14 protein-coding genes, 1 tRNA gene and 1 pseudogene are annotated in these 13,565 nt (G+C 66.9%); 10 read left to right on the top strand and 6 right to left on the bottom strand.

The features are described 5' to 3' along the window. Window positions 1–449, bottom strand: a pseudogene (locus tag ACYP33_RS29105) (HhH-GPD family protein); the annotation flags it as partial. Window positions 450–456: 7 nt separating this feature from the next. Further along, window positions 457–1,284: a bifunctional DNA-formamidopyrimidine glycosylase/DNA-(apurinic or apyrimidinic site) lyase gene (mutM, locus tag ACYP33_RS29100; RefSeq protein ID WP_414450966.1), complete on the bottom strand. Its 828-nt coding sequence runs from the start codon at window positions 1,282–1,284 to the stop codon at window positions 457–459. Between the two features lie 87 nt (window positions 1,285–1,371). Here mutM and ACYP33_RS29095 point away from each other — a divergent pair, with 87 nt between their 5' ends. The 8 genes from ACYP33_RS29095 (at window position 1,372) to hisC (ending at window position 8,554) form a co-directional block, all read left to right on the top strand. Further along, window positions 1,372–3,234, top strand: a complete 1,863-nt coding sequence (locus ACYP33_RS29095) for a tetratricopeptide repeat protein (RefSeq protein WP_414443118.1) — start codon at window positions 1,372–1,374, stop codon at window positions 3,232–3,234. An 8-nt stretch (window positions 3,235–3,242) separates the two neighbouring features. Then, window positions 3,243–3,869, top strand: a complete 627-nt coding sequence (gene lolB, locus ACYP33_RS29090; RefSeq protein WP_459624951.1) for a lipoprotein insertase outer membrane protein LolB — start codon at window positions 3,243–3,245, stop codon at window positions 3,867–3,869. A 32-nt stretch (window positions 3,870–3,901) separates the two neighbouring features. Next, window positions 3,902–4,780, top strand: coding sequence for a 4-(cytidine 5'-diphospho)-2-C-methyl-D-erythritol kinase (gene ispE / locus ACYP33_RS29085; protein ID WP_459624829.1), 879 nt, complete (start codon window positions 3,902–3,904; stop codon window positions 4,778–4,780). 52 nt (window positions 4,781–4,832) lie between these two features. Further along, window positions 4,833–4,909: transfer RNA gene (locus ACYP33_RS29080), tRNA-Gln, on the top strand. A gap of 45 nt (window positions 4,910–4,954) precedes the next feature. Next, window positions 4,955–5,911 carry a ribose-phosphate pyrophosphokinase gene (locus ACYP33_RS29075; RefSeq protein WP_414451885.1) on the top strand — a complete coding sequence of 319 codons (957 nt, stop codon included), beginning with the start codon at window positions 4,955–4,957 and terminating at the stop codon, window positions 5,909–5,911. Window positions 5,912–6,096: 185 nt separating this feature from the next. Then, window positions 6,097–6,711, top strand: a complete 615-nt coding sequence (locus tag ACYP33_RS29070) for a 50S ribosomal protein L25/general stress protein Ctc (RefSeq protein ID WP_414443120.1) — start codon at window positions 6,097–6,099, stop codon at window positions 6,709–6,711. A gap of 86 nt (window positions 6,712–6,797) precedes the next feature. Continuing rightward, window positions 6,798–7,403 carry an aminoacyl-tRNA hydrolase gene (gene pth, locus ACYP33_RS29065; RefSeq protein WP_414443121.1) on the top strand — a complete coding sequence of 202 codons (606 nt, stop codon included), beginning with the start codon at window positions 6,798–6,800 and terminating at the stop codon, window positions 7,401–7,403. Window positions 7,404–7,486: 83 nt separating this feature from the next. Beyond that, on the top strand, window positions 7,487–8,554 hold the full coding sequence (gene hisC / locus ACYP33_RS29060) for a histidinol-phosphate transaminase (RefSeq protein WP_459624828.1): 1,068 nt from the start codon (window positions 7,487–7,489) through the stop codon (window positions 8,552–8,554). A gap of 136 nt (window positions 8,555–8,690) precedes the next feature. Here hisC and ACYP33_RS29055 read toward each other — a convergent pair whose 3' ends face one another. The 3 genes from ACYP33_RS29055 to rsmD form a co-directional block, all read right to left on the bottom strand. Then, entirely contained in the window at window positions 8,691–8,960 is a 270-nt protein-coding gene (locus ACYP33_RS29055; RefSeq protein ID WP_414443123.1) for a YfhL family 4Fe-4S dicluster ferredoxin, read from the bottom strand. 65 nt (window positions 8,961–9,025) lie between these two features. Beyond that, window positions 9,026–9,526: a pantetheine-phosphate adenylyltransferase gene (coaD, locus tag ACYP33_RS29050; RefSeq protein WP_414443124.1), complete on the bottom strand. Its 501-nt coding sequence runs from the start codon at window positions 9,524–9,526 to the stop codon at window positions 9,026–9,028. A 111-nt stretch (window positions 9,527–9,637) separates the two neighbouring features. After that, entirely contained in the window at window positions 9,638–10,252 is a 615-nt protein-coding gene (rsmD, locus tag ACYP33_RS29045) for a 16S rRNA (guanine(966)-N(2))-methyltransferase RsmD (protein ID WP_459624827.1), read from the bottom strand. Between the two features lie 178 nt (window positions 10,253–10,430). On the opposite strand from rsmD, the gene ftsY reads away from it, so the two are divergent. Continuing rightward, window positions 10,431–11,654 carry a signal recognition particle-docking protein FtsY gene (ftsY, locus tag ACYP33_RS29040; RefSeq protein WP_459624826.1) on the top strand — a complete coding sequence of 408 codons (1,224 nt, stop codon included), beginning with the start codon at window positions 10,431–10,433 and terminating at the stop codon, window positions 11,652–11,654. Between the two features lie 62 nt (window positions 11,655–11,716). On the opposite strand, the gene maiA is transcribed toward ftsY, so the two are convergent. Continuing rightward, window positions 11,717–12,361 carry a maleylacetoacetate isomerase gene (gene maiA / locus ACYP33_RS29035; protein WP_459624825.1) on the bottom strand — a complete coding sequence of 215 codons (645 nt, stop codon included), beginning with the start codon at window positions 12,359–12,361 and terminating at the stop codon, window positions 11,717–11,719. Between the two features lie 174 nt (window positions 12,362–12,535). Here maiA and ybiB point away from each other — a divergent pair, with 174 nt between their 5' ends. Continuing rightward, window positions 12,536–13,516, top strand: coding sequence for a DNA-binding protein YbiB (gene ybiB, locus ACYP33_RS29030; protein ID WP_459624824.1), 981 nt, complete (start codon window positions 12,536–12,538; stop codon window positions 13,514–13,516). Window positions 13,517–13,565 lie beyond the last annotated feature (49 nt).

Genomic DNA, 13,565 nt, shown 5'->3' with positions numbered 1-13,565 from the left:
GGCGCGCGCGCGCCGAACGCAAACGACGCGATCGCGGCGGCCGTCGAACGGCCGATGCCGGGCAACTCGGCCAGCGCATCCGGCGACGACGGAAACTGGCCGCCATGCTGCTCGACCACCACCTGCGCGCAGCGATGCAGATTGCGTGCGCGCGTGTAGTAGCCAAGGCCGGCCCATAGCGCCATCACGTCGTCCGACGGTGCTGCCGCAAGCGCGGCGACGTCCGGAAAGCGGTCGAGAAAGCGCAGGTAGTACGGGATGACGGTCGACACCTGGGTCTGCTGCAGCATGATTTCCGACAGCCAGATCCGGTACGGATCGCGCGTGTTCTGCCAGGGCAGGTCGTGGCGGCCATGGTCGCGCTGCCAGGCGATGAGGCGGCCCGCGAAGCCGGCTTCGAGCGGGGTGGCCGGCGCAATCGGCGCCGGACGGGTGCGTGGGGGTTTCAAATTCGTTTCAACGCTGACAATTCGGACAGAAGTAGGTCGACCGCTGGCCCTGCACGATCTGGCGGATCGGCGTGCCGCACACGCGGCACGGTTCGCCCGCACGATCATAGACAAAGCAGTCGAGCTGGAAGTAGCCGCTTTCGCCGTTGCTGCCGACGAAATCGCGCAAGGTGCTGCCGCCGCGCTCGATCGCATCGGCGAGCGTGGTGCGCACCGCCTCGGCCAGCCGCTCGTAGCGCGGCAACGACACTTTACCGGCGGCCGTGGTCGGACGGATGCCGGCACGAAACAGGCTCTCCGACGCATAGATGTTGCCGACCCCGACCACGATGTCGCCGGCCAGCAGCGCCTGCTTCACCGAAACGGTACGCCCGCGCGTGCGCCGGTACAGCAACGCCGGCGTGAAAATCGGCGAGAACGGCTCGACGCCGAGCGTCGTCAGCAGGTGATGCTCGTGGATGTCGCCCTGCTCGCGCGGGTGCCAGAGTACGGCACCGAAGCGGCGCGGATCGCGAAAGCGCAGCACGCATTCGTCGAAGATCCAGTCGATGTGATCGTGCTTGGCGGCGGCGGGCGGCTCCCCGCCCGGCAGCACGCGCAGCGTGCCCGTCATCCCGAGATGGACGATGAACCAGCCGGCATCCACCTCGAACAGCAGGTACTTGCCGCGCCGCTCGACGCGCAGCACTTCGCGCGATTCGAGCGCGGCGGCAAGATTTTCGGGGACGGGCCAGCGCAGCATCGCGGTGCGCACGTCGACGCGCTTGACGCGTCGACCGGCAACGAAAGGTTCGATTCCGCGACGTGTAACCTCGACTTCCGGCAACTCTGGCATGGTTTTGTGGTCTGTGTGTGGCTAATGGCGATCGTGCGCGTATTGTAGCGAGCGCGTTACAATCGTCGAAACCTCGAACGGATTTCCATGACCTTGTCCTCGACGCTGTCTTCGAAGCGCTCCGCCGCCCGTGCGCGCCGCGCGTTCGCCTTCCCGGTCCGCCGCGCACTCGGCGCCGCGCTGCTCGCCGCATGGGCGTTCGGCGCGCTGCCGGCCCACGCACAGACGCCGGCATCGGGCGCTACCGCCGCATCGCCAGCCGCAGCAACCGATGACGATTCCGCATCGCAAAGTGCGTTCTCGCCGGGCTTCCCGGACGAAAAGAAGGATCTGCCCGGCCTCCAGCTGACGGCGCAAATCGTCTATCAGGTGCTGGCCGCCGAGGTCGCACTGCAACGCTCCCAGCCCGCTCCCGCGTACCAGACCTACCTCGCGCTCTCGCGCGACACGAAGGACCCGCGCATGGCGCAGCGTGCGACGGAAATCGCGCTGGCCGCGCAAAGCCCGTCCGACGCGCTGGCCGCGGCCAATCTGTGGCGCGAGTATGCACCCGATTCGAACCGCGCGGCGCAGGTCGATGCCGCGCTGCTCGTGCTGTCCGGCAAGCCGACCGACGCCGAGCCGCTGCTCGCGCGCGAGCTGGCCCGCACCAACGGCGACAACCGCGGCGATGCGATCCTCGCGCTGCAAGCGCTGATCTCGCGCGGCCCGAACCGCACCGATGGCCTGACGGTCCTGCAGGATCTGCTCAAGAACGACCTGATCCGCCCCGAGGCCCGCCTCGCGATCGCGCGCCAGCAACTGGCGACCGACGACAAGGCCGGCGCCGTCACCTCGCTGAAGCAGGCGCTCGAACTGAAGGCCGACTACCTGCCGGCCGCGCTGATGCTCGCGCAAATGGGCCCGCAGGAGCGCGCGATCGGTGTGGCCTCGTTCGAGAAATTCGTCCAGCAGAACCCGAAGTCGCGCGAGGGCCGCCTTGCGCTGGCGCAGCTCTATCTCGCCGACAACCGCCTCGACGATGCACAAAAGCAGTTCGAGACGATGCACCGCAACGATCCGAAGGAGCCGGCGCCGCTGATGGCGCTCTCGCTGATCAAGATCCAGGAAAAGCAGTACGGCGATGCGCAGAAATACCTGAAGCAATACATCGACGTCGCGCAGAAGCGGCCCGACGCCGATGTCGGCCAGGCCTATGTTTATCTGGCGCAGTTGTCGGTCGAGCAGAACGACAACGCGCAGGCCTCGCAGTGGCTCGACAAGATCGATCCGGCCAGCCCGCACTACATCCCGGCGCAAGTCACGCGCGCGCAGATCCTCGCCAAGCAGGGCAAGGTCGACGACGCGCGCAAGGTGCTGGCGAGCCTGCAGATCAGCGATCCGCGCGATGCGGCCGTGATCGCGCGCACCGACGCCTCGCTGCTGTTTACGGCCAAGCGTTACCGCGAAGCTGCCGACCGCCTCGCGCAAGCCGTCGATGCGTTCCCGGACGATCCCGACCTGCGCTACGACTACGCCATGGCCAATGAAAAAATCGGCCAGTACACCACGATGGAACAGCAGTTGCGCCTGCTGATGCGCATGCAGCCGGACAACCCGCAGGCCTACAACGCGCTCGGCTATTCGCTGGCCGACCGCAACCAGCGCCTGCCGGAAGCGAACCAACTGGTCGAAAAGGCCGTCGCGCTGGCGCCGAAGGATGCGTTCATCATGGACAGCCTCGGCTGGGTCAAGTACCGGATGGGCGATAACGCCGCTGCCGAGAAAATCCTCACGCAGGCTTACACGCTGCAGCCGAATGCCGAAATCGGTGCCCACCTCGGTGAGGTGCTCTGGAAGAGCGGCCAGCAGGACAAGGCCCGCGACGCCTGGCGCGCCGCGCAAAAGCTCGAACCGGACAACGAGACGCTGCTCAACACGCTCAAGCGTTTCGAGGTGAACGGGCTGTGAGCGTATCGATTCGCATGAAGGCGCCGTTCGCGCCGGCTTTCCGCCATGCCGCTGCCGCGCTCGCCACGGGCGCCCTGCTCGCCGGCTGCGCGACGCAAACGGCCGGCCCCGCGGCCACCGGCTCGACCACGCCCCCCACCGCCGACGCGATCACGACGCAGGCCGCGCACGCGTACACAGGCCGATTCGCGGTTCGCTACGACGACCGACTCGGCAAGGAACAGAACGCCTACGGCAATTTCAACTGGCAGGAAACCGGCAACGTCATCACGCTCGAGTTGCGCAGCCCGCTGGGCCAGACGCTCGCCGTGGTGCGCTCGTCGCCGCAGCGCGCCTCGCTCGAAATGCCGGGCCGCGCGCCGCGCTTCGCGGGCGATGTCGGCCAGTTGATGCAGGACACGCTCGGCTTCGCGCTGCCGCTCGACGGCCTGCGCTACTGGATGTTGCCGCAGCCGGCGCCCGGTTCGCCGGCCGACGTCCAGCGCGAGGATGCCACCCGCCTGAAGCAGATCCGCCAGGACGGCTGGACCATCGACTATCTGGCCTATGCCGATGCGCCGGCCACCGGCGTCAAGCGGCTGAACCTGACGCGTGCGGAACCGCCGCTCGACATCAAGCTCGTGCTCGACCGCTGATTCCCGTTCCTTTGCCAAGAAGTCCCGCCAGCATGACCGATACTCCCCGCGCCCTGCGCGACTGCCTCGCCCCGGCGAAGCTGAACCTGTTCCTGCACATCACCGGCCGCCGCCCGGACGGCTATCACGCGCTGCAAACCGTGTTCCAGTTGCTCGATTGGGGCGACACGCTGCACTACACGCTGCGCGAGGATGGCGTAGTCCATCGCGTCACCGAGGTCGATGGCGTGCCCGAGGCGAACGACCTCGTGGTGCGCGCCGCGCGCCTGCTGCAAGCGCATGCGGGCACGTCGCTCGGCGTCGACATCGAAATCGACAAGGTGCTGCCGATGGGCGCCGGCCTCGGCGGCGGCAGTTCGGACGCGGCTACCACGCTGCTCGCGCTGAATCGCCTCTGGCAACTCGATCTGCCGCGCGCCGAACTGCAGGCGCTGGCGGTCAAGCTCGGTGCCGACGTGCCGTTCTTCGTATTTGGGAAAAATGCGTTCGCGGAGGGTATCGGCGAGGCGCTGGAGCAGGTAGAATTGCCGCCTCGCTGGTTTCTGGTTGTGACGCCTCGCGCTCATGTACCGACCGCTGAAATATTTTCAGATGAGTCGTTGACAAGAGATTCGAAACCCATCACAATTACGGACTTTCTTGCACAGCAAACCAGCAAGGGTTGGCCAGATAGCTTCGGCCAAAACGACATGCAGGCAGTTGTGACAAAGAAGTACGCGGAAGTTGCAAAGGTGGTCAAAGCGTTGTATGATTTGACCCCTTCGCGGATGACAGGCTCTGGAGCCAGTGTCTTCGCGGCGTTCGACAGTAAGGAGCAGGCGAAAGCAGCACAAGCCTCGCTACCCGCTGACTGGAACAGCGCAGTTACCGGAAGTTTGGGTGAACATCCACTCTTTGCTTTCGCGTCATAAGTTTTGCTGCATCGGATGTCCTACACTTCCGGTGAAGCTCATAGTTGAGTGTAGGGGAGTCGCCAAGTTGGTCAAGGCACCGGATTTTGATTCCGGCATGCGAGGGTTCGAGTCCTTCCTCCCCTGCCAAGTTTTCCTCAGTTATTCCCGCCCCCAGCCCGAAGCAGGTTCATGATGAGCAGCCATGACGGCCTGATGGTTTTCACTGGCAACGCGAACCCCGCGCTTGCGCAGAAAGTCGTCGACAAACTCGGTATCCCTCTTGGCAAGGCCATGGTCAGCCGTTTTTCCGACGGTGAAATCCAGGTCGAAATCCAGGAAAACGTGCGCGGCAAGGACATCTTCGTCCTGCAATCCACCTGCGCGCCGACGAACGATAACCTGATGGAACTGATGATCATGGTCGATGCGCTCAAGCGCGCATCCGCCGGCCGGATCACCGCTGCCATCCCCTACTTCGGTTATGCGCGTCAAGATCGCCGCCCGCGTTCGGCGCGCGTCGCGATCTCGGCGAAGATCGTCGCGAACATGCTGGAAATCGCCGGCGTCGAGCGGATCATCACGATGGATCTGCACGCCGACCAGATCCAGGGCTTCTTCGACATTCCGGTCGACAATATTTACGCCACGCCGATCCTGTTGGGCGACCTGCACAAGCAGAATCACCCGGATCTGCTGGTGGTATCGCCGGACGTCGGCGGCGTGGTCCGTGCCCGCGCACTGGCCAAGCAACTGAACTGCGATCTCGCGATCATCGACAAGCGTCGTCCGAAGGCGAACATCGCCGAAGTGATGAACATCATCGGTGAAGTCGACGGCCGCACCTGCGTGATCATGGACGACATGGTCGATACGGCCGGCACGCTCTGCAAGGCAGCGCAAGTGCTGAAGGAACGCGGCGCGAAGCGCGTGTTCGCCTACGCCACGCACCCGGTGCTGTCGGGTGGCGCGGCAGCGCGTATCGATGCGTCGGAACTCGACGAACTCGTCGTGACCGACACCATCCCGTTGAGCGCGGAATCGCTCGGCAGCAAGAAGATCCGCGCCCTGTCGAGCGCCGATCTGCTCGCCGAAACCTTCGCGCGCATCCGCCGCGGCGATTCGGTGATGTCGCTGTTCGCCGAGTCCTGATCCCGGCTCGGATCGCGTCGGGCCTGCCCCGGCGGCGATCCGCGCGAATTCGGTAGTTCGCGAAAAGCGAAGCGTCCGCGCTTCGCTTTTTGCACAATCGGCCCGGTAGGACGAAACCCGGGCCGCGTCTTTGGGCCGCAAGGCCTGTTCAAACTGCCTGGTCGCGGGCAGCAATGGAGAATCACATGAAAGTTGTCGCTTTCGAGCGTACTCTGCAAGGTACGGGTGCGAGCCGCCGCCTGCGTAACACCGGCAAGACCACGGGTATCGTGTACGGCGGTGAAGCAGCCCCCCAAATGATCGAACTCGATCACAACGCCCTGTGGCACGCCCTGAAGAAGGAAACGTTCCACGCTTCGATCCTCGAGCTCGAAGTGGCAGGCAAGACGGAAAGCGTCCTGCTGCGCGACGTGCAATACCACCCGTTCCGCCAGCTCGTTCTGCACGTCGATTTCCAACGCGTCGACGCGAAGAAGAAGCTGCACACGAAGGTGCCGGTCCACTTCCTGAACGCAGAAACCAGCCCGGCAGTGAAGCTGTCGAGCGCGGTCATCTCGCACGTCATCGCTGAACTGGACATCGAGTGCCTGCCGTCGGCCCTGCCGGAATTCGTCGAAGTCGATCTGTCGAAGCTGGAAGCCGGCCAATCGATCCACGCGAAGGACATCGCCCTGCCGAACGGCGTGGCGCTGGTCGCTCACCTCGACGCAGAAAACCCGGTGGTCGCAACCGCGACGATCCCGGCTGCTGTCGTGTCGGACGAAGCCGCTGCTGGCGAAGGCGAAACGCCGGCTGCCTAAGCCCGCTTTCGCACCGTTTCGTAACGGTAGAAGCAACCCGCCGCGGCCTGCCCGGCGGGTTTTTTCATTTTTGCGGCTCACACATCATGATCAAACTGATCGTCGGCCTCGGCAATCCGGGCGCCGAATACACGGCGACGCGCCACAACGCGGGCTTCTGGCTCGTCGATCAACTCGCGCGCGAAGCGGGCGCCACGCTGCGCGACGAACGGCGCTTCCACGGCCACTACGCCAAGGCGCGGCTCTACGGCGAGGAAATCCACCTGCTCGAGCCGCAGACCTACATGAACCGCTCCGGCCAGTCGGTCGTGGCGGTCGCGCAATTCTTCAAGATCCTGCCCGACGAGATCCTCGTCGCGCACGACGAACTCGATCTGCCGCCCGGTTCGGTGAAATTCAAGCTCGGCGGCGGCAGCGGCGGCCACAACGGCCTGAAGGATATTTCCGCGCATCTGTCCTCGCAGCAATACTGGCGGCTGCGGATCGGCATCGGCCATCCGCGCGACCTGATTCCCGAGGGCGCCCGTGCCGGCGCCAAGCCCGACGTGGCGAACTTCGTGCTGAAGCCGCCGCGCCGCGAGGAACAGGACGTCATCGATGCATCGATGGAGCGCGCGCTCGCCGTGATGTCGATCTTCGCCAAGGGCGAAACCGAGCGCGCCGTGATGCAACTGCATCGCAACAGCGCCTGAACCCACTCGCAAGTCCGGTCACGCCGGTGCGCCCGAGGCGCGCGGCGTGCGTTAAGCTGCACGTTTTCAGTGAGGAGTCCGTGGTGAGCCGTTATTGGAGCAATATCGTTCAGCAGCTCGTGCCCTACGTGCCGGGCGAACAGCCGGCGCTGGCGAACCCCGTCAAGCTGAACACCAACGAGAACCCGTATCCGCCGTCGCCGCGCGCCGTCGCCGCGATCGCGCGCGAACTGGGTGCCGACGGCGAATCGCTGCGCCGCTACCCCGATCCGCTCGCGCGCAATCTGCGCGAAGCGGTCGCCGCGCATCACGGGCTGACGCCCGATCAGGTGTTCGTCGGCAACGGCTCCGACGAGGTGCTCGCGCATACGTTCCAGGCCCTGCTCCAGCACGACCGCCCGATCCGTTTCCCGGACATCACCTACAGCTTCTATCCGACCTACGCGCGCCTGTACGGCGTCGAGTATGAAGCCGTGCCGCTGGCCGACGATTTCTCGATCCGCGTCGAGGATTACCTCGGCGGCAACGGCGGCGTGCTGTTCCCGAACCCGAACGCCCCGACCGGCCGCGCGTTGCCGCTGGCCGACGTCGAGCGGATCGTCGCGGGCAACCCCGACGCCGTGGTGGTGGTGGACGAAGCCTATGTCGATTTCGGCGCCGAATCGGCGATCTCGCTGATCGCGCGCCATCCGAACCTGCTCGTGGTGCATACGGCATCGAAGGCGCGCTCGCTCGCCGGCATGCGCGTGGGCTTCGCGTTCGGCGATGCGGCGCTGATCGAGGCGCTCAATCGCGTCAAGGACAGCTTCAACTCCTATCCGCTCGACCGGCTCGCCCAGGTGGCGGCGCAGGCGGCATACGAGGATCGCGAGTACTTCGATGCGACCTGCGCGCGCGTGATCGACAGCCGCACGCGACTGACGGCCGCGCTGACGAGCCTCGGCTTCGAGATCGTGCCGTCGGCGGCGAACTTCGTGTTCGCGCGCCACCCGGGCCACGACGCGGGCCAGCTCGCCGCCGCGCTGAAGACGCGCGAGATCTTCGTGCGCCACTTCCGGCTGCCGCGCATCGATCAATATCTGCGCATCACGGTCGGTACCGACGCGGAATGCGAGACGCTGGTCGCCGCGTTGCGCGAACTGATCGGCTGAATACGAGGCTCAAGCGGGCACAGCGCGGGTTATCCACGCACAGGCACGGCGGGCGCCTGTGCGCCCGTTTCGCTGCGTTCGAATCGTCTGGAAAGTATCTGAGAAGAGCGTGAAGCCGGCATCGGCCGGCTTCACGTCAGGATGCGCCGTTCTCGCCCGTGGCGGCGGTCAGCGCATGGTATTTCACCATCAACTGATCCTGCGTTTCCGCATGCTGCGGATCGCGCGGAATGCACTCGACAGGGCAGACCTGCTGGCACTGCGGTTCGTCGAAGTGGCCGACACATTCGGTGCACTTGCCCGGATCGATAACGTAGATGTCCGGACCCATCGAAATCGCGCCGTTCGGGCACTCGGGCTCGCACACGTCGCAATTGATGCACTCGTCGGTAATCATCAAAGCCATACTGGTCTCGCTTCCGCCGGCATCGTGCCGGCACATGCTGCTGGGCCGGCAACGACGCTCTCGCGTCAGGCCGCCGGCCCCTGGCCCATTGCGGCCACTTTTTCCGTCAGCCATTTCTCGACCGACGGGAATACGAACTTGCTGACGTCGCCGCCCAGTTGCGCGATCTCGCGCACGATCGTGCCCGAGATGAACTGGTATTGGTCGGACGGCGTCATAAACATGGTTTCGACATCGGGCAACAGATAGCGGTTCATGCCGGCCATCTGGAACTCGTACTCGAAATCGGACACGGCGCGCAGGCCCCTGACGATCACGCGCGCATTGTTGGTACGCACGAAATCCTTGAGCAGCCCGGTAAAGCCCATCACCTTCACGTTCGGATAATGCCCGAGCACTTCGTTCGCGATCTTCAGGCGCTCTTCGAGCGAGAAAAACGGCTTTTTCGCCCGGCTGTCGGCCACGCCGACGACCAGCGTATCAAAAATGCTCGATGCGCGCCGCACGAGATCCTCGTGCCCGCGCGTCAGCGGATCGAACGTACCCGGGTACACGGCGACTACCATGTCGCTCCTCCTGTGAACTTTCAATAGGGGCCGCAGCAATAGCGATCTCGCGCCGCCGCCATCCTGGGCACACGTCGCGGAACCCGCGCGGCGCCTCGTTTGGAACGCGCATTATTCATCATTTTCGCGTTGCAGCAAATGATAGTGGACGGCGCCGGCCTTGCCGTCGCGCTCGACCCGCCAGCCCGCCAGCGCTTCGTGCCCGGCCGGATCGAGCGGTTCGCCCGCTTCGACGTAGAGATGACCACCGGGAGCGACGAGCTTGACGGCGAGCGCGAGCGCGCGTTCGAACAGCGCGGCATCGTCGAACGGCGGATCGAGGAACACCACGTCGAACGCGCCCGGCGTGAGGCCGGCCGCGAGGCGCAGCGCGTCGGCTTCGGCCACTTCCACCGCGCGCGCCGCCAGCTTCTCGCGGGTCGCGCGCAGTTGCTCGGCCGCGCGCGAATTGCGCTCGACCATGACCACGCTGGCCGCGCCGCGCGAGGCGGCCTCGAAGCCGAGCGCGCCGGTGCCGGCGAACAGGTCGAGGCAGCGGCGGCCGTCCATGTCCTGGCCAAGCCAGTTGAACAGCGTTTCGCGCACGCGGTCGGGCGTCGGGCGCAGGCCGTCGAGATCGAGCACCGGCAACGGCGTGCGTTTCCACTCTCCGCCAATGATGCGGACCGCGTGCGGCTTGCCGCGATTGGCGCTGGAGGACGAGCGGGCGGAGGACGGACGGGGCATACGAAACCGGCTGAAACGGGTAATCGGGGCGGGCCGCTGGCCCGGAACAGGCGCACGTTACCACAGCCGGCTGCGCGCCTCGCCGCTGCCCGCGCGGCGCGCCTGATAAAATCACGCGTTTCGAGCCACCGGCCGAGGCCGGGCCTCCCCGCTCCCCTTCCCCCCAAGCCAGCAGACCATGTTCAGCTTCTTCAAACGATTGATCGGCTCGAAGGCCGACGACGCGTCGCAAGACGCGCCGGCCGACGAGCAGACCGGCGCCCACGCCCCGGCCGCCGAGGCCGCGCCGGACGCGCCGCGGCCTGCCGAGCCCCGTGCTGGTGCGACCCCGGCCACGCCCGCCATGCCGGCCGCTCTGGCGCCTGTCACGGCCCAGCCGGCCGCCCCCGTGGCCCCGGCGCCGCAAGTCGCGCCGCCCGTGGCGAGCACGCCTACGGCCCCCGCACCGCGAGCAGACAGCACCGCCGTCGAAATCGTCCCGCCGCCCGCGCCCGAACCGGCCGCCAAGAAATCGTGGATCGCGCGGTTGCGCTCGGGCCTTTCCAAGACGAGCTCGAACCTGACGAACGTGTTCGTCAGCACCAAGATCGACGAAGACCTCTACGAAGAACTCGAAACCGCGCTGCTGATGTCCGACGCCGGCGTGGACGCCACCGAATACCTGCTCGGCGCGCTGCGCGAGCGCGTCAAGGCGCAGCGCCTGACCGATCCGCAGCAGGTCAAGACGGCGCTGCGCACGCTGCTCGTCGAATTGCTCCAGCCGCTCGAGAAATCGCTGATGCTCGGCCGCGCGCAACCGCTCGTGATGATGATCGCGGGCGTCAACGGCGCGGGCAAGACCACCAGCATCGGCAAGCTGGCCAAGCATCTGCAGAGCTTCGATCAATCGGTGCTGCTGGCCGCCGGCGACACGTTCCGCGCCGCCGCGCGCGAACAGCTCGCGATCTGGGGCGAGCGCAACAACGTCACGGTGGTGCAGCAGGAAAGCGGCGATCCGGCCGCGGTGATCTTCGATGCGGTGGGCGCCGCCCGCGCGCGCAAGATCGACGTGGTGATGGCCGATACGGCCGGCCGCCTGCCGACGCAGTTGCATCTGATGGAAGAACTGCGCAAGGTCAAGCGCGTGGTCGGCAAGGCGCAGGCCGACGCACCGCACGAGGTGCTGCTCGTGATCGACGCGAACACGGGCCAGAACGCGCTCGCACAGGTCAAGGCCTTCGACGACGCACTCGGCCTGACGGGCCTGATCGTCACCAAGCTCGACGGCACCGCGAAGGGCGGCATCCTGGCCGCGATCGCGCGCCAGCGGCCGGTGCCGGTGTACTTCATCGGCGTCGGCGAGAAGGTGGAGGACCTGCAACCGTTCAGCGCCGAGGAATTCGCGGACGCGCTGCTCGGCTGATTCCACGCCGGCAGGTTGTGCCCCCACGAGGACGCCACGGCGTCCTCGTGGCCGTTTACGCGTTACTCGGCGTCCGGCTGCACGTCGGGCGCGGCCGCACGGAACGCGTCGAGCGTCATCGCGTGCGCGTGGATGCGCACGAGCGTCGGATACGGCGCCAGATCGACCTCGAAGCGCTGCGCGTTGTAGATCTGCGGGATCAGGCATAGATCGGCCAGCGTCGGCGTATCGCCATACGACAGCTTGCCGGTGCGCGGATCGCCGGCCAGCCGCGCTTCCAGCGCCGTGAAGCCCTGCTCGATCCAGTGGCGATACCACGCGTTCTTCGCGTCGTCGGGCACCCCGAGCGTGCGCTTCAGGTAGCGCAGCACGCGCAGGTTGTCGAGCGGATGGATCTCGCAGGCGATCTGCAAGGCGATCGCCCGCACATGCGCGCGGTCGGCCGGCGAGCGCGGCAGCAGCGGCGGCTCGGGCACCGTCTCGTCGAGATATTCGATGATCGCGAGCGACTGCTGCAGCGTCGTGTCGCCGTCGACCAGCGTGGGCACCAGCGCATCGGGATTGAGCGCGCGGTAGGCGTCCTGCAACTGCTCGCCACCGCCGCGCAGCATGTGCACGGGGCGATAGTCGAACGGCAGCCCCTTCAGGTGCAGCGCGATGCGCACGCGATACGACGCGGAACTGCGGAAATAGCTGTACAGCTTCATCGGTTGCTCCTCCCGGATGCGATCCGTCATTGTGCCGGCGCGGCGCCGCCGCCGTGCAAGCCGCCGCCGCGCGTTTGCCAGAATGCCGCAAATGCGGTATTCAGTGGGCTTCCCGCCTACCCGGGCCGGCGCGCGCCAATGCCGCGACGCGCCGCCCCCAGCCGCCAAGCCTCGATGACCGACGTCCGCCCCCATTCCGCTCCGACCGAACCGTTTCCGTGCGCCCGCTTCATCAAGGAGATCGGCCGCGGCCCGCACGGCGCCCGCGCGCTGTCGACCGACGACACGTTCGCGCTCTACCAGGCGATGCTCGACGGCCGCGTGTCGGACGTCGAACTCGGCGCGGTGCTGATCGCGTACCGGCTCAAGGGCGAATCGGCCGAGGAACTGGCCGCGATGCTGGCCGCCGCACATGCGTCGTTCGCGCCGCTCGCCGTGCAGTCGGGCGCCTACCGGCCGGTGTCGATTCCGAGCTACAACGGCGCGCGCAAGCAGCCGAACCTGGTACCGCTGCTCGCGCTGCTGCTGGCGCGCGAAGGCGTGCCGGTGCTGGTGCACGGCGTGAGCGTCGATCCGGGCCGCGTGACGAGCGCCGAAATCTTTGCCGAACTGGCGATGCCGGCCGCCGCCACGCCGGCCGAGGCCGAGCGCGATCTGGCCGAACGCCGCACCGCCTTCATGCCGCTCGAGGCGCTCGCGCCGAAGCTCGCCCGCCTGCTCGATCTGCGCCGCGTGCTCGGCGTGCGCAATTCCACGCACACGCTGGTCAAGCTGTTGCAGCCGTTCGCGCCGCTCGGGCTGCGGCTCGTCAACTACACGCACCCGCCGTATCGCGACAGCCTCGCGCAGTTGTTCCGCGAGCACCTCGACGCGGCCGCGGGCGGCGCGCTGCTGGCGCGCGGCACCGAAGGCGAGGCGGTGGCCGATACGCGCCGCCAGGTACAGGTCGACTGGCTGCACGACGGGGTATGCGACACGCTGATCGAACCGGAACGCTCGTCGCTCGATGCCCCGGCCGTCGACCTGCCCGAATCGAAGGACGCGGCGACCACCGCGGCCTGGACGCGCGCCGTGCTGAACGGCGAGACTCCGGTGCCGGACGCACTCGCGCGGCAAATCGGCACGATCCTGCGCGTCGCTCGCATCGCCGGCTAACGGTCGCCCGGCCGCGGCCGGGGGGGGGGGGGGGGGGGGGGGGGGGGGG

The sequence above is a fragment of the Burkholderia sp. 3C genome, from assembly GCF_054589155.1.
This window is presented reverse-complemented; position numbering and strand designations above follow the sequence as displayed.

Excerpts from the sequence above, each read along its gene's own strand:
- mutM (WP_414450966.1), bottom strand. The coding sequence starts at position 1,284 with ATGCCAGAGTTGCCGGAAGTCGAGGTTACACGTCGCGGAATCGAACCT.
- ACYP33_RS29095 (WP_414443118.1), top strand. The coding sequence starts at position 1,372 with ATGACCTTGTCCTCGACGCTGTCTTCGAAGCGCTCCGCCGCCCGTGCG.
- ispE (WP_459624829.1), top strand. The coding sequence starts at position 3,902 with ATGACCGATACTCCCCGCGCCCTGCGCGACTGCCTCGCCCCGGCGAAG.
- ACYP33_RS29075 (WP_414451885.1), top strand. The coding sequence starts at position 4,955 with ATGAGCAGCCATGACGGCCTGATGGTTTTCACTGGCAACGCGAACCCC.
- ACYP33_RS29070 (WP_414443120.1), top strand. The coding sequence starts at position 6,097 with ATGAAAGTTGTCGCTTTCGAGCGTACTCTGCAAGGTACGGGTGCGAGC.
- pth (WP_414443121.1), top strand. The coding sequence starts at position 6,798 with ATGATCAAACTGATCGTCGGCCTCGGCAATCCGGGCGCCGAATACACG.
- ACYP33_RS29055 (WP_414443123.1), bottom strand. The coding sequence starts at position 8,960 with ATGGCTTTGATGATTACCGACGAGTGCATCAATTGCGACGTGTGCGAG.
- coaD (WP_414443124.1), bottom strand. The coding sequence starts at position 9,526 with ATGGTAGTCGCCGTGTACCCGGGTACGTTCGATCCGCTGACGCGCGGG.
- rsmD (WP_459624827.1), bottom strand. The coding sequence starts at position 10,252 with ATGCCCCGTCCGTCCTCCGCCCGCTCGTCCTCCAGCGCCAATCGCGGC.
- ftsY (WP_459624826.1), top strand. The coding sequence starts at position 10,431 with ATGTTCAGCTTCTTCAAACGATTGATCGGCTCGAAGGCCGACGACGCG.
- maiA (WP_459624825.1), bottom strand. The coding sequence starts at position 12,361 with ATGAAGCTGTACAGCTATTTCCGCAGTTCCGCGTCGTATCGCGTGCGC.
- ybiB (WP_459624824.1), top strand. The coding sequence starts at position 12,536 with ATGACCGACGTCCGCCCCCATTCCGCTCCGACCGAACCGTTTCCGTGC.